General features: G+C 61.2%; 20 protein-coding genes and 2 pseudogenes. 9 read left to right on the plus strand and 13 right to left on the minus strand.

Features of this window, described 5'->3' with window-relative positions; all coding sequences use genetic code 11:
- Positions 1–79 precede the first annotated feature (79 nt).
- From ACG873_RS12820 to ACG873_RS12830, 3 genes are read right to left on the minus strand one after another with little or no spacing between them, the layout of a single operon-like run.
- On the minus strand, positions 80–760 hold the full coding sequence (locus tag ACG873_RS12820) for a uracil-DNA glycosylase family protein (protein WP_394892187.1): 681 nt from the start codon (positions 758–760) through the stop codon (positions 80–82).
- Positions 700–1,311: a glutathione S-transferase gene (locus tag ACG873_RS12825; protein WP_394892189.1), complete on the minus strand. Its 612-nt coding sequence runs from the start codon at positions 1,309–1,311 to the stop codon at positions 700–702. Before ACG873_RS12825 ends, ACG873_RS12820 begins: the two co-directional genes overlap by 61 nt.
- The gene (locus tag ACG873_RS12830; RefSeq protein ID WP_394892191.1) at positions 1,308–1,979 is read right to left on the minus strand and encodes a thermonuclease family protein; all 672 of its coding nucleotides are present in this window, start codon (positions 1,977–1,979) and stop codon (positions 1,308–1,310) included. The genes ACG873_RS12825 and ACG873_RS12830 overlap by 4 nt, the downstream gene beginning before the upstream one ends.
- Positions 1,980–2,054: 75 nt before the next feature.
- On the opposite strand from ACG873_RS12830, the gene ACG873_RS12835 reads away from it, so the two are divergent.
- The gene (locus tag ACG873_RS12835; protein ID WP_394892193.1) at positions 2,055–3,581 is read left to right on the plus strand and encodes a sensor histidine kinase; all 1,527 of its coding nucleotides are present in this window, start codon (positions 2,055–2,057) and stop codon (positions 3,579–3,581) included.
- A gap of 17 nt (positions 3,582–3,598) precedes the next feature.
- Here the strand turns inward: ACG873_RS12835 and ACG873_RS12840 are convergent, their stop codons facing one another.
- Positions 3,599–4,585 (minus strand): nicotinate-nucleotide--dimethylbenzimidazole phosphoribosyltransferase, encoded by a 987-nt coding sequence (locus tag ACG873_RS12840; RefSeq protein WP_394892194.1) that lies wholly within the window; start codon positions 4,583–4,585, stop codon positions 3,599–3,601.
- A gap of 125 nt (positions 4,586–4,710) precedes the next feature.
- Between ACG873_RS12840 and ACG873_RS12845 the strand changes: the two are divergent.
- Positions 4,711–4,945 (plus strand): annotated as a pseudogene (locus ACG873_RS12845) (DUF1289 domain-containing protein).
- A 10-nt stretch (positions 4,946–4,955) separates the two neighbouring features.
- A pseudogene (locus ACG873_RS12850) lies at positions 4,956–5,664 on the plus strand (TIGR02281 family clan AA aspartic protease).
- 41 nt (positions 5,665–5,705) lie between these two features.
- Here the strand turns inward: ACG873_RS12850 and ACG873_RS12855 are convergent.
- The gene (locus ACG873_RS12855; RefSeq protein ID WP_394892196.1) at positions 5,706–6,536 is read right to left on the minus strand and encodes a sulfite exporter TauE/SafE family protein; all 831 of its coding nucleotides are present in this window, start codon (positions 6,534–6,536) and stop codon (positions 5,706–5,708) included.
- A 76-nt stretch (positions 6,537–6,612) separates the two neighbouring features.
- Positions 6,613–7,590 carry a tRNA dihydrouridine(20/20a) synthase DusA gene (dusA, locus tag ACG873_RS12860; protein ID WP_394892197.1) on the minus strand — a complete coding sequence of 326 codons (978 nt, stop codon included), beginning with the start codon at positions 7,588–7,590 and terminating at the stop codon, positions 6,613–6,615.
- 117 nt (positions 7,591–7,707) lie between these two features.
- On the opposite strand from dusA, the gene ACG873_RS12865 reads away from it, so the two are divergent.
- Complete coding sequence (locus ACG873_RS12865) at positions 7,708–7,989, plus strand: pyocin activator PrtN family protein (RefSeq protein ID WP_394892199.1); 282 nt, start codon at positions 7,708–7,710, stop codon at positions 7,987–7,989.
- A 116-nt stretch (positions 7,990–8,105) separates the two neighbouring features.
- Here ACG873_RS12865 and ACG873_RS12870 read toward each other — a convergent pair whose 3' ends face one another.
- Positions 8,106–8,750, minus strand: coding sequence for a hypothetical protein (locus tag ACG873_RS12870; RefSeq protein ID WP_394892201.1), 645 nt, complete (start codon positions 8,748–8,750; stop codon positions 8,106–8,108).
- A 115-nt stretch (positions 8,751–8,865) separates the two neighbouring features.
- Here ACG873_RS12870 and ACG873_RS12875 point away from each other — a divergent pair.
- From ACG873_RS12875 to ACG873_RS12890, 4 genes are all read left to right on the plus strand, one after another.
- A protein-coding gene (locus ACG873_RS12875) for an IS5 family transposase (protein WP_394892203.1) occupies positions 8,866–9,631 on the plus strand; the annotation gives its coding sequence in 2 pieces (ribosomal slippage) (positions 8,866–9,206 and positions 9,205–9,631; 768 coding nt in all).
- 92 nt (positions 9,632–9,723) lie between these two features.
- A complete protein-coding gene (locus ACG873_RS12880) occupies positions 9,724–10,758 on the plus strand; it encodes an IS110 family transposase (protein ID WP_394892204.1) in 1,035 nt (344 codons plus the stop codon).
- Between the two features lie 1,415 nt (positions 10,759–12,173).
- Positions 12,174–12,440, plus strand: a complete 267-nt coding sequence (locus tag ACG873_RS12885) for a hypothetical protein (protein WP_394892205.1) — start codon at positions 12,174–12,176, stop codon at positions 12,438–12,440.
- A gap of 1,047 nt (positions 12,441–13,487) precedes the next feature.
- The gene (locus ACG873_RS12890; protein WP_394892207.1) at positions 13,488–13,940 is read left to right on the plus strand and encodes a DUF421 domain-containing protein; all 453 of its coding nucleotides are present in this window, start codon (positions 13,488–13,490) and stop codon (positions 13,938–13,940) included.
- A gap of 306 nt (positions 13,941–14,246) precedes the next feature.
- On the opposite strand, the gene ACG873_RS12895 is transcribed toward ACG873_RS12890, so the two are convergent.
- The 6 genes from ACG873_RS12895 to ACG873_RS12920 form a co-directional block, all read right to left on the minus strand.
- Positions 14,247–14,579 (minus strand): hypothetical protein, encoded by a 333-nt coding sequence (locus ACG873_RS12895; RefSeq protein ID WP_394892208.1) that lies wholly within the window; start codon positions 14,577–14,579, stop codon positions 14,247–14,249.
- 262 nt (positions 14,580–14,841) lie between these two features.
- Entirely contained in the window at positions 14,842–15,351 is a 510-nt protein-coding gene (locus tag ACG873_RS12900; RefSeq protein ID WP_394892209.1) for a ferritin-like domain-containing protein, read from the minus strand.
- A 143-nt stretch (positions 15,352–15,494) separates the two neighbouring features.
- Positions 15,495–15,692: a hypothetical protein gene (locus ACG873_RS12905; protein WP_394892210.1), complete on the minus strand. Its 198-nt coding sequence runs from the start codon at positions 15,690–15,692 to the stop codon at positions 15,495–15,497.
- A complete protein-coding gene (locus tag ACG873_RS12910) occupies positions 15,689–16,360 on the minus strand; it encodes an SOS response-associated peptidase (RefSeq protein WP_394892211.1) in 672 nt (223 codons plus the stop codon). Before ACG873_RS12910 ends, ACG873_RS12905 begins: the two co-directional genes overlap by 4 nt.
- A gap of 362 nt (positions 16,361–16,722) precedes the next feature.
- Complete coding sequence (locus tag ACG873_RS12915) at positions 16,723–16,944, minus strand: hypothetical protein (protein ID WP_394892212.1); 222 nt, start codon at positions 16,942–16,944, stop codon at positions 16,723–16,725.
- 8 nt (positions 16,945–16,952) lie between these two features.
- A complete protein-coding gene (locus ACG873_RS12920) occupies positions 16,953–17,165 on the minus strand; it encodes a hypothetical protein (protein WP_394892213.1) in 213 nt (70 codons plus the stop codon).
- Between the two features lie 436 nt (positions 17,166–17,601).
- Here ACG873_RS12920 and ACG873_RS12925 point away from each other — a divergent pair, with 436 nt between their 5' ends.
- Complete coding sequence (locus tag ACG873_RS12925; RefSeq protein ID WP_394892214.1) at positions 17,602–18,105, plus strand: deoxynucleoside kinase; 504 nt, start codon at positions 17,602–17,604, stop codon at positions 18,103–18,105.
- Positions 18,106–18,205 lie beyond the last annotated feature (100 nt).

Below are 18,205 nucleotides of genomic sequence, written 5' to 3' on the forward strand. Positions count from 1 at the left end.
TAATCGGCCCGGCGGCGCATTTCCACAAGAAAGGAATTCTCCGCACCCCGGCGCAGGACGAAAAGCGGTTGCGCAAAAATCAGGAAAGGCGGCCCCGGATTTCCATTCTCAGGAAAGGCAGCAATTCTGTTTCGAACCAGGGATTCTTCCGTATCCAGCCGCTGTTGCGCCAGGACGGGTGCGGCAATGGCAGCACCTTCGGCGCGGAAGCAGCATCATGGATCTCGCGCCAGTCCATCACCGTTTGCGTGAGCGAGGCGCGGCCGAGCGTCCCGAGATGCCAGGACTGCGCATAAAGGCCGATGGCCAGCACCAGTTCGATCTGCGGCATCAGCGCAAGAAGCCGCGCCCGCCAGGCAGGCGCGCATTCGCGCCGCGGAGGCAAGTCGCCGCCCTTGGCGTCCTGGCCCGGAAAGCAGAAGCCCACCGGCACAATCGCGAACTTGTCCGGATCGTAGAACTCGTCGCGCGAAACGCCAAGCCAGTCGCGCAGGCGGTCGCCGGACGCGTCGTTGAACGGCAGGCCGGTGGCGTGGACCTTGGTGCCGGGCGCCTGACCCGCGACCAGGATGCGCGCCGTCGCGGAGGACACGACCACTGGCCGCGGCTCGTGCGGCAGGAGCCGCCTGGACGGGCTTTCGCGGCAGATCCGGCAGGCGCCGATCTCCACCCTGAGACTGGCCAGGCTGTCGCCCACGATCAGGCGGCGGCGCTCGGCCGGGCCGACATCGCCGCATGCCAGCGGCGGACGTTGATGCAATCCTCCGGCACCTGGATGCGCGCGGGCTTCATGAAGTCGACGGCGATGAGGCCGGTAATATCGGCAATCGTGAATTCGTCGCCGGCGACGAATTCACGATGCGCCAGCTCGCTTTCGAGGATGCGCAGGAATGCTATCGCCTTCGGTTTGTTGGCTTCGCCCCACTCGGGAATTTGCGGCGCCTCCCATTCCTTCATCGCCGGGTGGATATGGCGAAAAGCCTGCGCCACCGGGGCAAGCAGATTGAACTCCATGCGGCGCTGCCACATTTCCACCAGCGCCTTGCCGAGCGCGCCGCGCCCGAACAGCGCCGGCTCCGGGTGAAGCTCCTCGAAGTAGCGGCAGATGGCCACGGATTCGCAGATCACTGTTCCGTCATCGAGTTCAAGTACCGGCAAGCGCCGCAGCGGGTTGCGCGAGGCGACCTCCTCGCCCTTGTGCTCCATCGCGCCCATGTCGACAGGCGCCAGCGGCACCTCGATACCCTTTTCGGCCAGGAATACGCGAACACGCCGCGGGTTAGGTGCGCGGCCACCGTCATAGAGCTTCATCGTTTCATATCGCCAGGAATTCTTGCCCCTGAACTATAGGAGCTCGCTTCAGGAAATCGAAGAATTCGTTTTATCCATTCGAGAATGGAGCCTGCGTGGTCCCGATCGCTCTCCACCATGCCGCCATGCGCGTCGCGCCAGACCCGCGGTTCATCGAACGAACCTGCCCACAGCCCCGCGCCGCGTTTGCGCGCCCTCTCCTGCTCGGACTCGAAATCGCCGTATGCGATCGCCCACCCGGCCTCGACCTGGGCTCCATTGAGATCGACGCCCGCGGCGGTGCAATCGGCGAGAAGCCGGCCGTAGCGGTCGTGCTGTCGGCCCTTGCATGTCACGGAACCCCTCCCCGCGAGCCTGGCCAAGGCATCGCGCGAGGCGCGGCCGCAGGCATAGTCGGACCCCGCCTTCCGGCAGATCTGCGAATATTCAGGCGCATCGATGCCGCGCAACCTGATGCGTTCGCCGCCAAGCGTGATCGTGTCGCCGTCGTTGACAGTGGCCGATCCGCTGGCAAGCCTGGTCTCGGCGCGGTCGAGCCGGGCCGCGAGCAGGATCAGCAGGCCGAGAATCGCGATCGCCAGGAACCAGTCGAAAACCCTGCGCGACAGGCTGCGCGTGCGGTGCAAGCCCGCTGCACGCCGGTACGGTCCGCGCCACGACCGGCTCATATGGCAAACAGTCTCTTAATCATTCGGAACTAGCCTGCGAGATTGAACCCGGCACTCGTATAAATTGAACCGTAAATGCCGTTGATACGCTCGCACACGGCGGACAAATTCATTGTGGACCGCAGGAAACCGCACCGCAACAGCGATGTGGCGCGCGCGGTGCGCAAGACGCGCGACCGTCTTTCGCAGCAGCCCGGCAATCTGGCCTTCGACCGCGAATTGCTGAAGCTGCACGCCCGCGCCATGGTTTCGAGCGCGACTGCCATCCCGCTTCTGGTTCTGGTAATCGCGGCGGCGGGGCTCTTCGCGGGCATGCAGGGCTCGATCCTGATCTGGGCGCTCATCACGGTGACCTGCTACGCGGGGCTGACGTTGGTGGCGCAGCGGGCGGACAGGATCGATTCCGCCGAACCCAATATCGCGCGCATCAGGACCGGTTTCCTCTTCAGCCATTTCATCAGCGGTCTCGGTTGGGCCTATTTCGCGGCGCTGGATTGTGCGGGATGCCAGGTCGAGCAGTTCCCCGTGATAAAGGCGGTGGTGCTGCTGCTGGCGATGGCGGCGACCGCGCTGATCGCCTCGTCGCTGCGCGGCGCCCTGGTTGTCACTTTCGCGCTTCCGGTCGCGGTCTATACCTTGATCGGCGTCAGCGCCTGGACGGCGGTCGAAGCCGTCATGGTCGGACTGCTGGTGCTGGCGCTTCCGTTTTTCTCCTATATCGCCGGACATCTAAACCGATCCTCGCTGATGCTGCTCTCCTTCCGGTCTGAAAAGGACGGGCTTATCGCCGAACTCGAGACCGCGAAGTCGATGTCGGACGAGGCGCGCCGCCGCGCCGAAGAAGCAAATCTTGCAAAATCGCGCTTTCTCGCCTCGATGAGCCATGAGCTTCGCACTCCGCTCAACGCCATCCTCGGCTTCTCCGAGGTGATGGGCAACGAGGTGCTCGGACCGATGAACAACGGTACCTATCGGGACTACGCCAAGGATATCCATGAATCAGGCCAGCACCTGCTCGATCTGATCAACGAGATTCTCGACCTGTCGCGCATCGAGGCCGGCCGCTATCAGTTGAACGAAGAGCCGTTGAACATCCTGCAGATAGTCGAGGAATGTTGCCATCTCATGGAGTTGAAGGCACGCCACAAGGATATCCGCGTTGTCCAGCAGTTTGAAAGCGTGCTGCCGCGCCTGTTTGGGGACGAGCGCGCGGTGCGCCAGATCACGCTCAACCTCCTGTCGAATGCCGTGAAATTCACATCGACCGGCGGCGAGATCCTTGTGCGCGTCGGCTGGACAGCCGGCGGCGGGCAGTACATCTCGATCAAGGACAATGGGCCGGGCATCCCCGCCGAGGAAATTCCGGTGGTGCTGTCCGCTTTCGGCCAAGGCTCAATCGCCATCAAGAGCGCCGAACAGGGAACCGGCCTTGGCCTACCGATCGTGCAGGGGCTGCTGGCCATGCACGGCGGCGAGTTCGAGCTACATTCCAAGATGCGCGAAGGCACCGAGGCCATCGCCATTTTCCCGGCAACGCGTGTGATGGAAGAGCTGCCCGCGATCCCGACCGCCAAGCTGGCGGCGGGAATCCGCAGACGCTGACCGGTTAGGTCGTGGAGCTAGAGCGCCGCAGCCATGCCCGTGCTGCAGAGCGCGGCGGCCCTGACTAGACCGGCGGCGAGCGCCGCCCCTGCCCCTTCGCCATGCGCCAGCCCCAGGTCGAGCAGCGGCTCGAGGCCGAGCCGCTGGACCGCCCTGCGATGCCCCGGCTCGACCGACATGTGCGCGACGACGCAATGATCAAGCGCGGCCGGATTTGCCGTATGAAGCACCGCGGCCGCAGCCGTCGCGCCATGACCGTCGAGGATAACCGGGATGCGCTCCATCCGTGCGGCGAGGATTGCGCCGGCGATCGCCGCGAATTCACGCCCGCCGACCCGGCGCAGCACTTCGAGCGGATCGGAAAGATGCCCGGCATGTCGGGCGAGGGCCGCGTCGACGATTTTCGCCTTGCGCGCGATCATTGCCGCGTTGGCGCCCGAGCCAGCCCCGACCCAGTCTGTGCCTGCGCCGCCGAACAATGCGGCGAAGATCGCCGCCGCGACCGTGGAGTTGCCGACACTGAGATCGCCGATGCAGACGAGGTCGGTTCCGCCGGCGATCGCCTCCATGCCGAACGCCATGGTGGCCGCGCAGCCGCGCTCGTCGAGCGCCGCCTCCTCGGTGAAATCGGCTGTCGGCAGGTGGAGAGCGAGGTCGAATACCTTGAGGCTGAGATCGTGCGCCAGGCAAAGCTGGTTTATGGCCGCGCCTCCCGCGGCGCAGAGTTCGACGGCGCGCGCAGTCGCTTCGATCGGGCGCGGCGAAATTTCGTGACGGGCGACGCCATGGTTGCCTGCGAAGATCGCGACCAGCGGCTTGTTCACGGCCGGCGGGCGGCCGGTCCAGGCAGCGAGCCAGGCGGCGATGTCTTCCAGCCGGCCGAGCGACCCGTGCGGCTTGTCGGCACGCGCGAACTGCGCCCGGACGCGCTCGCCGGCAGCCGTATCGGCGGGCGGCAATCCGGCCAGCAATTTGCGGAAGTCGTCGAAAGGAGCGCTCGTCATGTCGTCCGTGTCCCTCTTGCCGTCGTTTGGCAGGGGCATAGCCGCGATGATGATATGGCACAATGGGGGCTGTCTTGCATTAAGAGCCGGCCTGTCCCATGTGGAGGGAGCGAACGGAACCCGCAATGAGCGCCATCGAGATCTCCATGCATCCTCGTCTGCGCCATGGACGACAACACCGGCTACTGCTTCGGTTGCGGGCGCACGCGCGGTGAGATCGAGGCGTGGATCGATATGACCCCTGAACACCGCCGCGAGGTGATGGCCGAATTGCCCGCCCGCCTCGAAACCGTCGAGCGCCGCCCTCGCCGCGAAACGCGTCGCTCGCGGATGGCGCGCGAACGCGGCACCACCGCTTAGGTTTGGCGCGATGAGCAGATTGATGATGTGGATAGCGCTGGCGGTACTGGGCGGCGGGCTTATCCTGCTGATAGTCAACGATTCCAGCGGCGAGACGCTCGGCCTCGCCAATGACGATTTCAGCAGGGTGCTCTATCTCGGCGTCCTCGGCGCCGTCATCGCGCTCGGCATCTGGCGCTCGCGCCACATGTTCGGCGATACGCTCCGCAATCTCGCGGTGTGGCTGCTGGTCGTGCTGGTGCTGGTCGCCGGCTACCAGTATCGCTATGAATTGCAGGATATCGCCAGCCGCGTCACGGTGGGCCTTGTGCCAGGCAGTCCGCTGTCGATCACCGATTCGGACGGGCGGACGACGGTCACGCTCGACAAGCTCCAGGACGGGCATTTCGATGCGGAGATCGTCGTCGACGGGGTGCCGATAATGGCAATGGTCGACACGGGCGCGAGCGCCACCGTGCTTACCTCGGCCGACGCCAGGCTGGCCGGTTTCGATCCCGACAAGCTAAACTTCTCGATCCCGGTGTCGACCGCCAACGGCGTCGCGCAGGCGGCGAGAGTAACAGCCGGCGAGATCCGCGTCGGAGCGATCTCTCGGAAAAACCTGCCCGTGCTGGTGGCTGCCGACGGGACGCTTGCTGAAAGCCTGCTCGGAATGAATTTCATCGGCACGCTGTCGGGATCTCGACGTTCGCGGCGACCGTATGATCCTGCGGGATTAAAACATCATCCTGCGGCAACGACTTGAAACTGCAGGCCTTTTCTAAGCCAGGCTGACGAAGAAGCGCGCCGACACGAACAGGCAGAACAACCCGAAACCGATCTCCAGATGGCGCTTCTTCAGCCAATGGGCGAGCTGGACGCCATAGGGCGTGACGATCAGCGCGATCGGGATGACCAGCGCCACCGCTATCCAGTTGATGTAGCCGGTGGACGCGATCGGCAGGTCCGGATTGCCCCACCCAGCCCAGATATAGCCGACAGTGCCCGGAATGGCGATCAGCAGGCCGACGCCGGACGACGTCGCCACCGCCTGGTGAATCGACCGGCCGTAGAGCGTCATGAAAGTGTTGTTCATGATGCCGCCGCCGATGCCCATCAGTGTCGAGAAGAAGCCGATCACAACCCCGGTCAGCGCGCGCCAGGGGTTGCCGGGAAGTTTAGCGCCGAGCCGCCAGCTTTCCCGGTTGAACAGGAGGCGGATGCCGAAGAGGAGCGCCAGCACCGCGAATATCATGCGCAGCCCCTCGCTGGAGATAGACGCGGCGGCGAGCGAGGCGAGCACGACCCCGACCGGCACCGGGATCAGGAATGATTTCAGGAGGTCCATGTCGACCGCGCCGCGCGCTTTGTGCGCCATGAAGGACCGGACCGCCGTGGGAACGATAATGGCGAGCGAAGACCCGACCGAAACATGCATGCGCACGCTTTCGTCGACCTCGAGCAGGCCGAACACCTGATAGAAAACCGGTACGAGCACCGCGCCGCCGCCAATGCCGAACAAGCCAGCCAGCAGGCCCGAAACCACACCCGCCGCAGCGATCGCGGCGGCGAAACCGGCGATCTCGCCCCAACCCATATCCAGCGCCGGCATTCGTCATCCCCCCGCGAAAATCCGGACCGTCGCTAACCCGCGCCGCCGGCATTGTAAACCAGATGGAGAGTTGAGCTCAGGCGGCCTGGCGGATGCCCTTGAGGTCGACCACGGCAAATGCCTCGCGCAGCACTTCCGGTCCGGCGCCCGGCCGATTGGCATCGGTGGAGAGAATCTGGCGGAAGCGGCGCGCTCCAGGCAGTCCATGGAACAGACCGACCATGTGGCGCGTGATATGGCCGAGACGCCCGCCAGCGGCGATATGGCCGCCGGCATAATCCGCCATCGTCTCGATCAGCGCTTCGAAATCGAACTCCGCCTGCGGCTCGCCCAAAACCAGCGCATCCGCTCCGGCGAGAATTCCCGGACTGTGGTAGGCCGCGCGGCCAAGCATGGTGCCATCCACATGCGCGAGATGGCCGCAAGCCTCGTCCAGCGACTGGATGCCGCCATTGATGCCTATGAAGCGGTCCGGATGCTTCTGCTTCAGCCGGTAGACGCGGCCATAGTCGAGCGGCGGGATGTCACGATTCTCCTTCGGCGACAGCCCTTCGAGCCAGGCTTTTCGCGCGTGCACCCACAATGCATCCGCGCCGGCGGCAAAGACCGCGCTGGCGATCATGTCGAGCGCCTCTTCCGGGTCCTGGTCATCAACGCCGATCCGGCATTTCACCGTCACCGGAATCTTCACCGCCGCCTTCATGGCCGCGACGCCTTCAGCGACGAGAAGCGGCGTCTTCATCAGGCAGGCGCCGAACGTACCCGACTGGACCCGGTCGGACGGGCAGCCGACATTGAGGTTGATCTCGTCATATCCAAACGCCTCGCCGATGGCGGCCGCCTCGGCGAGCTTTGCCGGTTCGGACCCGCCAAGCTGCAGCGCAACCGGGTGCTCGTCGGGATGAAAGCCGAGCAGGCGCTCGCGCGCGCCCTTGATGACCGCGTCGGCGACGACCATCTCGGTGTAGAGCAACGCCCGCCGCGTCAACTGGCGATGGAAGAACCGACAATGCCGATCCGTCCAATCCATCATCGGCGCGATGGCGAATTTCATATATTTTTCAATCATTTATCTACAGTTTCTAAACCACACTGAGATTGGACGGACTGACATTGCCGGCCTCTATGATATGTGACCCATTTCTTTCTATTTTTCAAAGCGTAACCATCAATGTCACTCAACACCGCTTTTCTGCTCATGGCACAATACAATGGCAAGGCCATCATTCCGCTCGATGAGGTCCGTCGCGATTTCTTTTCGCACCTGACGCTCCCGAAATTTCTTCGCAAGCTCAGTTCAGGCGACATCGCCCTGCCGCTCATGCGAATAGAAACAAGTCAGAAATGTGCCAAGGGTGTGCATTTGCAGGATTTGGCAGACTACATTGATAGATGCAGAAAGGTGGCTCAGAGGGAGTTTTCCCAGATGAGCGGTTGGAAAATGCAGATGTAGTGCTGACGAGGCGTCCGCTTCGCGCCCCATCGCGGTCATTCCAGCGCCGCCGCTGATCCACCAAAAGCGGTCGGTAGATGTACGCCGTGTCTTGGCTGGCAGCTGGCACGGCTAAGTTAAGGCGATGAGTTGACGGCAGGCATCGCACGGCCTGCACCTGATGTACGTCCGATGATATGTTCAGCGAGGCGTGGAGCCTCTTCGGCGATCGCCAGTATTGTTCCTGATTTGCGAGTCGAGCCAAAGTCCACTCCGGCGAAATATATGCCGGGCAAGACCGTGACGCCGTCCTCCTGCAAAGGTTGTCCCTCCGCGTCGAGCAACCCAGGCAGCCGCAGCCAACCGAAGTCTCCTCGAAAGCCGGCGCACCAAATCACCGCCGTAATGCCGCTCGCGGCGGGATCAAGTGTTCGTATCGGTGGGTTCGGCAGGCCTGGAGCGACGATTTCCGCAGGATCGGGCTCAGCCGCAGGAGCCTCGAAACCGGCCCGGGCAATAAACTCGTCGATTTGTCGTTTAACGTTCGCGGGCGCGTCGTCCGCGAAGCGGAGATGATCCTCCATATCGTCGGCGAAAGTGAGTTGGAGCCCCTTTTCGACGCCCGTCATACGACCAAGGAGAACGATGCCTTGAGCGCTGAGGGACTGAAGACTTATGGTACAAGTCGAGCCAAGCACACCCCTGGCCGGAATGCGGCCCGCCATCTGAATGATCTGCTCCCGCCGCACATCGAGAAATCCGCTCTTGACGAGCCAGATCATGATGTCTCGCCCGCGATAACGCCTCGGGAGGCGGCCGGTTCGGCTAGGGTCAGGACCCATTAATTTGTTGAATTGAAGGAGCGGCAGTGATTCAAGGTGGCTGGAGGTGGCCACCATGGGTGATTTGTTGCTCCTGTCTCCGGCGCAGATGCGGCGGATCGAGCCGTTCTTTCCACGGTCGCACGGGGTGCCTCGGGTCGATGACCGACGGGTGCTGAGCGGCATCCTGTTCGTGATCCGTAACGGTCTGCGCTGGCGAGATGTGCCGGCCGCCTATGGCCCGCACAAGACGATCTACAACCGGTTCATCCGCTGGAGCCGGCTGGGCGTGTTCAACCGCATCCTGGCCGAGTTGGCTGCACGTGGCGGCGGCACCGACAGGCTGATGATCGACGCCACCCACCTCAAGGCACATCGCACGGCAGCCAGCCTGCTCAAAAAGGGGCTCTACCCCGATGTACGGACGCACCAGAGGCGGTCTGACCACCAAGCTACAGGTGGTCTGCGACGACCGTGGACGCCCGTTGCTGTTACACCTGAGCGAAGGCCAGGCCAACGATCACAGAACCGCTGCCGCCGTGCTCGAGGAACTCCCTCCCGCCCGCCATCTGCTGGCCGATCGGGCCTACAGTTCCACTGGCTTCCGCGAGGCGCTCATCGGCAAGGGCATCACGCCCTGCATCCCGCCTCATGCCAAGCACCGTGTCCAGCACAGCTATGATCCGCTGCTCTATAGGCAGCGCCACAGGATCGAGAACATGTTCGCCCGCCTCAAGGACTGGCGACGCATCCACACCCGATACGACCGATGCGCTCACACCTTCCTGTCCGCAATCGCCTTCGCTGCTGCCTTCATCTTCTGGATCAATGAGATGCTGTAACGGGCCTGCGTCGTGCGCTGCCCGTTACCGATTGCATGCTGACCGGTCGCCGCCGACGCTCCCGTATCTGATTCTGACAGGAGGATTACGGGATGAAACTGTTCATTGGGTTGGATGTCTCACTCGCCAAGACTGCGGTCTGCGTTGTCAGCGAGCACGGCAAGATCGTGAAGGAGGCTGAGGTCGGCAGCGATCCCGCGGCGCTGACGCAATTCGCGCTGGAGCAACAGGGCGAAATTGCGATGATCGGGATGGAAGCCGGGCCGTTGTCGCAATGGCTGCACCGTGGGCTGACCGAAGCCGGCCTGGAAGTGGTTCTGATGGAAACCCGGCAAGTGAAGGGTGCTCTGAAAGCCATGCCGATCAAGACAGACCGGCGCGATGCTGAAGGTATTGCCCGGCTGCTACATTTGGGCTGGTTCCGGCCGGTCCATTGCAAGTCGGTGTCTGCCCAGGAGATCCGCGCACTCCTCGGGGCGCGCAAATCCATCCAGCAGGGCGTGATCGCTCTGGAAATGTCCTTGCGCGGGTTATTGCGGAACTTCGGCTTGAAAATCGGCGCAATCTCCAAAGGACGGTTTGATGCTCGCATTCAGGAACTGGTTGCCAGCAACACTACGCTTGTGGCGGCAACCGAGCCGATGCTTCGCGCCCGTGCCACCCTCCGCCATGAACTGGCGCGACTGGAGCGGCATGTGCGCAGCCTAGCACAGGACGACCCGACCTGCCGCTTGCTGATGACCATGCCGGCCGTCGGCGCGGTGGTCGCATTGACCTTCAAGTCGGCCGTGGATGATCCGGCTCGGTTCTCGTCGTCGAAGAAAGTCGGCCCGTGGGTCGGCCTCACCCCTTCACGGCAGCAGTCCGGCGAGCGCGACGTGACAGGCGGTATCACCAAAGCCGGTGACGCCCATTTACGCCGCGCCTTATGCCAGGCCGCAACCGTCATGATGAACCGGGGCCGTGGGTCGTGGTTGCGGACATGGGCCTCGCGGGTCGCGAAACGGCGCGGCACCAAGCGGGCCATGGTGGCCTTGGCGCGTCGGATCGGTGTGATCCTGCATCGGATGTGGCTGGACGGAAGAAACTTCTGCTGGGAAGGAGCGCCAGAGCCGATCCATGCATGAGCTAATCTCCGTGTTGATGTCTGCCTGAGCGCAGACCTGCGAGGTCCCCGACCCGGGACTGGTCCCGATGACGCCGTGGTCTGGACTGATGCCGCCCCGCCGGGCGAGCACGCCAATGAGATGGGCGCATCGGAACCATATTGGACAAGCATCATGTTGGCGGCCGCCGCGCCGACCACGGACCGAAGCATGAACCCGGGCAGAACCTCATACGGCAGGAAAGCAGGCGATATAGCACAACCAAAATGCAATCACGCTCTCCGCACACCCGGATGGGCGATCCCTTCTTGCATCAAATTTGCCTTGACGAGGACGGCCCCGTTACCGAAGTCTCAATCACACGTCTCTGGTTGCGATCCCCTTAGACGCGGCACGACGTCGTGCTGACTTGGGTTTTCGATCCAGCATGACCGGAAGATGTCGAGCCGCAGCCATTTCGACTGCCAGCATCTCCAAGGCGTTGGTCGACATCGAAGATACCATCCTCTGGCGGACTTCGTCGATCAGCCAGATGATGGACACGGGCCGTGTTTTGGAGTGCCCGTCAAGAAGGCGGTCGAACGCGACTACAACTTCGGCGTCTATGTCACTTGGGAGGGGTTGCATCAGGCCACGTTTAACTCAGCGTAGCTCCAGCGACCGCCACGACAATCCACAGGCCGACAATCGGTGCGAGCAACCAACGTGCTTCATAAATGCTTTTGTCCATTAGAGCCTCCCAAATTCGAGGCGTCAACGACGGGTTGTCGGAAGCGTTCCTTGACGGTTCGTAACAGACTGCAACGAAAGGCTGCCCGTGGCTAAGCCGCCGGCAGCGCGCCACACGCCCGCCTGAGCCGCCCCAGATCGATCCCGTCGAGCCGATCGAAGAGATCGGCGCCGATCTCTACCATGCCCGACTGCAGGATGATCGAAATCGCCGAGATGGTCCCGGCGTGGAGTTCTCCACGTTGTTGGTCAAGACAATCAGCCGGAGGCAGAGCGCCAGGTGCGCCTCCCCATACCGATCGGAGACCTGGCCGAGCCAAGGTTCAATTCTGGTTTGCAAGTGGTGTTCGAATTTTAAGCGGCCGGAAACTGGTTGCCGCCACCACTAGCTCCTCCTCGACCAGCCCAGCGTCATGCAGAGCGAGCAATCTTAGCGCAATCTCCCTTGCGTCATCTGAATCGGGCTCGGCCACGCAATTCCGGCAGGCCTCGTCGAAGATCCGCTGAAGCTTGGCGAGGTCAACTGGCTTCTACACTCCCCGATCGCTACCCCAACGGCCCGCATCTCTCCGGAGCCGCGGGCCTTGTGTACAAGGATTGCTGAGGGCGAACCGAGGCGGGCGATGTTCTGTTAGTCTCTACAATGGAACGCTTTCGGCAAGCATGGATTGAGACGGTCGAAGGGGCTCGACTGACGGAGAGCCGTCGTGGACAACAAACATTACGATGGAACCGATCTGATTTCGGTCGTGAAGGCCTGTTCTCATAGCAGGTGTGCAGGATCGCTATTGTCGACCTCCAAGGCCATTGAAGAGCTTCGGACAATCTCAGGGGATTTTGTGACCCCTGACGAGGAGATGGCAGATGCAATATCGGAAGTTGCCATCGCTTTAGGCTGTACGGTCGTGTTCGATGAACGAGCGGGCGCCGACACCTTAAACATGGCGCCACGACACATTGACGGCCGCGCCTAGCGAGCCATTTGCCGGAAGCGAGAAAAACGCCGGTCGATCGAGCGCATATTTATGTGGACATCTAGGAGGACCGCCTCGCCGGCTTCGGCCCATATAGCCGGTCAAAACGTTGGTTCACACCGTCGACGCGGTCGCCAACGCTGTCGATCGTCTTCGTGATTTGCGCGGTCTGGTCCTGCATCCCGGCTTTGGGCACATAGTGCTCGGCAACGTGCAACTTGTGCGCGGCAAGACCATCGCGGGCCCGCCGATTAGCCCGTCCCAGCGCCAGTAGATGCCTCCTGCCGCGCTTAGAACGGCAAGAACGAGATAGAACCACTCGGCTGTAAGCGTCATTTTCGCCCTTCCGAGAGATCTTAGACCGGAGGTAGTCGGCCGGCGCGACCAGCAGTCCTATTTGCTCCCTCGTCGGCCGATGCCTATTTCTTCGGGCCGCGCTCATGTTGACACCATTCTATTGGAGAATGTTGGATCCCGGTTCCCTTCCCTCCGCCAGTCCCGCCGCGAAACTGTTCTCCAACCTCGCCGCAGACGCTCAAATGGCGGTGTTCCGCTGGGGTCCAACAGAAAAGCTGTGAACTGCACGCAATGCTAACGGCGCTGATGCGTTCTCTCTGGGCGATCTTCTCTGAAGCTGTGAACCATCGCGTTTTAGTTCACAGCTTTTGTAGCGAATAATTCCAAGGAGTTAGTCGAAATCAGGCTGTGAACCAGTTTGCCTAGCAATCGGTCAGGCGTTTGGAACTGTTGTCGAACTCTCGCCAAAGGTCTTGAGATGTTCATTCGATCTACGTCAGCCGTGATATGGATGGCCGCTTCCCGCCGCCACTCTATCGTCCTGAGCCGTCGCGCGTATTCGAATAGCTGCCGTAGTTCACTGAGTGTGGGCAACGTCCCCAAACATCTAATTGGCCACACGCACCTAGTGACCGCCATAATACCCATCGCTGAACACGGGTTTCGACGACCTTAACTCGCGGCATGTCAACCGACGAGACCGGATGACCGGTTTGCTGCACTGGAAAAGCAGCACCTCACCGTCCCCGCATGGAAGCGATCATCCGCGGCGTCGCGATCTATAGTATTCTGCTGGTCATAATCCGGCTTTCCGGCCGGCGAACGTTGGCGCAAATGACCGCCTTCGATTTCGTGCTTTTGCTGATCGTGGCCGAAACGACGCAACAGGCATTGCTTGGCGACGATTTTTCGATCGCGAATGCTGTGCTGCTGATTTTGACCTTGTTCATCACCGACATCCTGCTCTCTTATGTCAAGAAATGGATGCCGACCGCAGCGAAATGGATCGACGGCACACCTACCGTGCTGATCAGCCTTGGCGCGCCCGACTACCGCGCCATGAGGCGCGCGCGGGTCGCACTGGAAGATATTTTGTGCGCAGCCCGCGAACAACATGGCCTGGAGCGGCTGCATCAGATCAAGTTTGCTGTTTTTGAGATTGGGCGCCACATCAGCATCATCCCCGCCGAAGAGCGAGAGTAGGGCTGCAATTGGCGCCAATCCTGCGACGCTGGCGCTGCCGTTTCGCAGTATCGCTATCGGCCTCAGCCCTGTTCAAAAACTTCGTTGTGGTCGGCCCGAAGCGACGTCGCGGCCCGACGCTGCGCCACGCGATTGAACTGACCTTTCGATAACGGGCGGGCTGGCGCTAAGGGACGGTTACCTAACAGCGCCAGCCCCCGCGTAGCCGAGGGGTTTGGAGGGAAGGCCACGCTAGACCGATAATATCATGCTACCGCCTCGCATGGCGGGATGGTTCGCTTTTTACATAGGGCCGAACCAGCGTGATCAATCCGCCCTGCAGATCACTTCACTGAAGATCGTACCGCTCCGGTTGAATTCCCGGAGATGATCGAGCGTGGCCGTGTCATCCATGGTGTCGCCCCAACTGCCGACGATTGCGAGGAGTTCGTCGGGAGCGCGGAGCTTCGCCAGGGCGAAATAGATTTCTTCGACAATCGCCCGCCGGGTTGGGTCGTCGGCGTTCGTCGCGTTGATATCGATCATGGTCGTCATCTGTCCCCTTACATTCTGCTGCGATCCTGTTTCCTGAACAGAGCCGCGCTCGATTTGTTCCGGGAAGGTTTTAGCGGCCAGCTTGAGCTGGTAGGCCTGGGCCATCGATTAGAAAAGCCGGCGGAATCGCTCCCGCCGGTAATTCGTGCTTCAGCAGGCCAGGCGGGGGGGCATGGATGCCTGCCAACGCACTGCAATTCAACAAACTTAGTCCATTTCTTCAAACTTGTAACGAAAAATCTCACGCTGAAATGAACCGTTAAATCGACGCGATCAAAGCCGACCTACGGTGCAACTGATCCAGAGCTGGCCTGCCACCACAAGGCACAGCTGTGGCACGTTCTCAGTGCATCCGGGCCAAAATACGCTAGCGTTTCGCACTATCGCTATCGGCCTCAGCCCTGTTCAAAAACTTCGTTGTGGTGGGCCCGAGATGCGTCTTCAGCCAATCCGCCATCGCGATTTCTTCACGGAGATTTTGCTCGCAGACCTGAACGACGTCCTTCTCGCCGACTGCTTCCGCAGCGGCTATGAGAATTGTGTATGAGGCGATTTCCATGTGCTCAAACGTATAGCTGGCAAGCGAGCCCTTCATGACCTCGTCGGCGGCAAAGACGCCACTGGCCGATTGAGCAAAGGCCATCAGCTTCCCGCCGGTATCTTTCAACGTGGATGTGCCTTCACCAATCCGGTCGAGGCAGGCTTTCAGCCGAGATGCCTGCGCCTTGGTTTCTTCGAGGTGCTCTCGAATTCTCTTGCTTAGGTCGGGATAGTGTTCCAGCCGGCTCAGCTGTCCGGCCAGTATTGTTTCTGCCTGTTCTTCCATGGCGTGGGCATCCCGCAGCCATTGGATAAGCCATTCGCGTGCCTCAGACATCGGACTCTCCTGCATTCCATTCACTGTTTGAACCGCAAGTTTCGGCGAAGGTTCCGAGCTGAATTGGCGAGATCTCCGAAATGCCCTTTTCGAGCCAAGCCCAGGAGCCGAGCGGTGCCGCGGCATACGGTGAGGCCCACAATTTAGCGTTTGAACTGCGCTTCGCCTTCACTCCTGTGCTCTCCGCAATACCAGGTCGTGCCGTAGCGGCCGTTGAAGCCGAAGCACCCCCATTGCCGGCAGTCGGTATGAAAGCACCAATGGTCTTCGAGCTTTTTAGGCACCGCCGGTTCCGTGGCTTCAGGGTCCACGATGATGGCGTCGGGATCGTCGCCCGTCATAGCGGGTTAACCGGCTCGATGCAGTCGGCCTCCTCGTATTTCGACGAATTTACCTGTCGCCCGACGCGGCAGAATTCGAGCTTGCCGTTGATGTTCTGCGAAAGCACCGGCTTCGGAGCTGTTGTGGATGGATCAAGCCAGGCATCATAGGCCGTCTGGTCGAGAATGATCGGCATGCGATCGTGGATCTGGCTCACCGGTCCGACTGCTGGCGCAGTGATGATCGTGCAGCTGGTAATGCCGAGCTTTTTGTTGTTCGCCCAGAGGCCAGCAAACGAGAACGGCTGATGGTCGGGAAGGTGGATATGCCACGGATCCTTGCCGCCGTCGGCCGGCGATATCGTCCATTCATAGAAGCCGTCGGCCGGAATCAGGCAGCGTGTCGACTGGAATGCATCCTTGAAAGCGCCCGATGTGTCGACGCTCTCGATGCGGGCGTTGAACATCGCCGATTTCGGCATTTCTTTCGCCCACCACGGAACAAGCCACCAGCGGCCTTCGCGGAGCTCGTGGTTGCCGTCCTCACTGGCGGTAACGAAAACAACTTCCTCAGTGGGCGCGATATTGTAGGCCGGCGCGTCGTTGCGCTGCCGCTCCCAGTCCGTGGTGAGCCGGTAAAGCCGGCTAATTTCGGACCAGGACAGATATCGAGTGTAACGACCGCACATGATCTAGCCCCGTAAGATTTCCGGCACTCTTAATGGGCCGCTTTCCAAAATCCTCTTGTATTCATCCTTCCGGTGCCATGCACCTCGTGCCCGACCATTCTCGCGATCGCGCTTCGGATCGAACATCACACCGCCGAAATGATCCTTGAAGGGCTGCCGCGGATGCTAGATCGGCAAAGCAGTGGAGGCGATAGTGCTCCTGCTTGGCGTTTGGCCAAATTGCCGTGACGTGTCGCGTCAGATGGATGACACCACGTTTCCTGCAAAACTCCATGATCAGAGCCAGGTTGTGCATGCAGCAAATGTCGTCTGGCAGCGCCACCTGATATGGGTAGGCGCGGTCGATCGCTGAGTAAGAGAGCTCACCCATCCTCCGACCCGGCATCAGTCTCGACCTCCCATCTCTTATGATGCCACTGCCGGCCGAAGCCTGAGGAGACCGCGACCCGAAAACATTGAATCTCGCGCTCCAGGTAGGCAACCTGCCCGATCAGGGCGCGAACCGCCGCTCTCGCGTCGCCGTCGCACGAGACGATGACAGCGTCCAGATCGTCATCCTGGTCGGATAATTTCTCGGCATGCATCAGGCCGCCTAGTTCGAAGCCATGGGGCCGTCGTAGTGGATCTTGATGAGCCCCGGAACTGCTTCGGAGATCTGTTCGATCTGGCCTTCGAGATAGCCGTTGTGGAGCATCGCAGCCTTGAGAGCCTTCAGCATGTCGCCGCCGTGGAGTGCAATCAGCTTTTCGGCCGCATGCTGCAGTGCGACTTCCTCAGCCACTGTCAGGGGAGTTTCATTGTACATTGGGCACCTCTCTTTCGTGCGTATGCCACAGTGAACAAAATAAGAACGAAAGAGTCAATACGAGCTTGACGGCGGAAGAATTCCGCCGTCGCAAACATGGCATTGAGGAAAGTCACAAGTTAGGTCGTGCGCACCTTGGCTCGACGCCTCTCTCGTGCAATTGCCTTCAATCCGACATTGATGGCCGGCAGGTGCGGTCGACAGCCGAACGATAGCTTTCCGCTCGACCCTGCGCAAAACGGACGGTCGGCAATCGGCCCCACTCAAGACGTTTGACGCGTCGTTCCCAAGACTCGCCTGCTTGAAAGAGGTCCGCTAAAGATTCATTGCCGTGAGATTGAATGCCGTCGGCGGCGCAGCGGGGGCGGAGGAATGCCCAGTGATAATTTGGATTTCGGGTCCCACTGGCTCGGGAAAGAGCACTCTGGCCGGGCTAATGGGCGAAACAGGCTATCGAGTCATTCGGGAAGAACTCCCCCGTGATCTGTTCCAAGCCTTTCGCCGTGATCCGGCACTGCACTGCGCCTCCCTGCAAGAGGCCATCATTCTATCCCGAGCGATGCAATGGCGGATCGCCGCCGGGCGCAAAAACGTAGTGTTCGACCGCAGCGTAGACGAGGACATAGCCATCTTCTGCCGGATGCACCACGAGCGCGGCCTTCTGGATTACAGCGCCTATGCACGCCTTCGCTTCCTGGCCGAAAACATCACTGCGGACTTGCCGAAGCCGGATTTGGTAATTTACCTGTCGCCGCGCCTGGAAGTGCTTACCACCCGCGTCATCGACGTTGGACACCCTCAATTCATCATAGACAACCTCCAGCGCCAGGTCGCCCTGTATGAGGAATGGTTTCGTGGACGAAACGGGGCAGCGATTAGAATCGACAATTCGGCTTGCGTCCAGAGAACGGCTCGAGAGCCTCTTCAGACTGGCGGTTGAGCATCACTCCTAACGGAGACAATCGCCTGATTGACCGGCGCAGGACACCATCATGATGGGATCCTGGCTAGCGAGCTCCACACGCATAAAGCAAACAAGA

This window comes from Allomesorhizobium aridi (genome assembly GCF_043769475.1).
In the GTDB taxonomy this organism is placed as follows: domain Bacteria; phylum Pseudomonadota; class Alphaproteobacteria; order Rhizobiales; family Rhizobiaceae; genus Allomesorhizobium.

Excerpts from the sequence above, each read along its gene's own strand:
- ACG873_RS12825 (WP_394892189.1), bottom strand. The coding sequence starts at position 1,311 with ATGAAGCTCTATGACGGTGGCCGCGCACCTAACCCGCGGCGTGTTCGC.
- ACG873_RS12830 (WP_394892191.1), bottom strand. The coding sequence starts at position 1,979 with ATGAGCCGGTCGTGGCGCGGACCGTACCGGCGTGCAGCGGGCTTGCAC.
- ACG873_RS12835 (WP_394892193.1), top strand. The coding sequence starts at position 2,055 with ATGCCGTTGATACGCTCGCACACGGCGGACAAATTCATTGTGGACCGC.
- ACG873_RS12840 (WP_394892194.1), bottom strand. The coding sequence starts at position 4,585 with ATGACGAGCGCTCCTTTCGACGACTTCCGCAAATTGCTGGCCGGATTG.
- ACG873_RS12855 (WP_394892196.1), bottom strand. The coding sequence starts at position 6,536 with ATGCCGGCGCTGGATATGGGTTGGGGCGAGATCGCCGGTTTCGCCGCC.
- dusA (WP_394892197.1), bottom strand. The coding sequence starts at position 7,590 with ATGAAATTCGCCATCGCGCCGATGATGGATTGGACGGATCGGCATTGT.
- ACG873_RS12865 (WP_394892199.1), top strand. The coding sequence starts at position 7,708 with ATGTCACTCAACACCGCTTTTCTGCTCATGGCACAATACAATGGCAAG.
- ACG873_RS12870 (WP_394892201.1), bottom strand. The coding sequence starts at position 8,750 with ATGATCTGGCTCGTCAAGAGCGGATTTCTCGATGTGCGGCGGGAGCAG.
- ACG873_RS12880 (WP_394892204.1), top strand. The coding sequence starts at position 9,724 with ATGAAACTGTTCATTGGGTTGGATGTCTCACTCGCCAAGACTGCGGTC.
- ACG873_RS12890 (WP_394892207.1), top strand. The coding sequence starts at position 13,488 with ATGGAAGCGATCATCCGCGGCGTCGCGATCTATAGTATTCTGCTGGTC.
- ACG873_RS12895 (WP_394892208.1), bottom strand. The coding sequence starts at position 14,579 with ATGGCCCAGGCCTACCAGCTCAAGCTGGCCGCTAAAACCTTCCCGGAA.
- ACG873_RS12900 (WP_394892209.1), bottom strand. The coding sequence starts at position 15,351 with ATGTCTGAGGCACGCGAATGGCTTATCCAATGGCTGCGGGATGCCCAC.
- ACG873_RS12905 (WP_394892210.1), bottom strand. The coding sequence starts at position 15,692 with ATGACGGGCGACGATCCCGACGCCATCATCGTGGACCCTGAAGCCACG.
- ACG873_RS12910 (WP_394892211.1), bottom strand. The coding sequence starts at position 16,360 with ATGTGCGGTCGTTACACTCGATATCTGTCCTGGTCCGAAATTAGCCGG.
- ACG873_RS12915 (WP_394892212.1), bottom strand. The coding sequence starts at position 16,944 with ATGCATGCCGAGAAATTATCCGACCAGGATGACGATCTGGACGCTGTC.
- ACG873_RS12920 (WP_394892213.1), bottom strand. The coding sequence starts at position 17,165 with ATGTACAATGAAACTCCCCTGACAGTGGCTGAGGAAGTCGCACTGCAG.
- ACG873_RS12925 (WP_394892214.1), top strand. The coding sequence starts at position 17,602 with ATGGGCGAAACAGGCTATCGAGTCATTCGGGAAGAACTCCCCCGTGAT.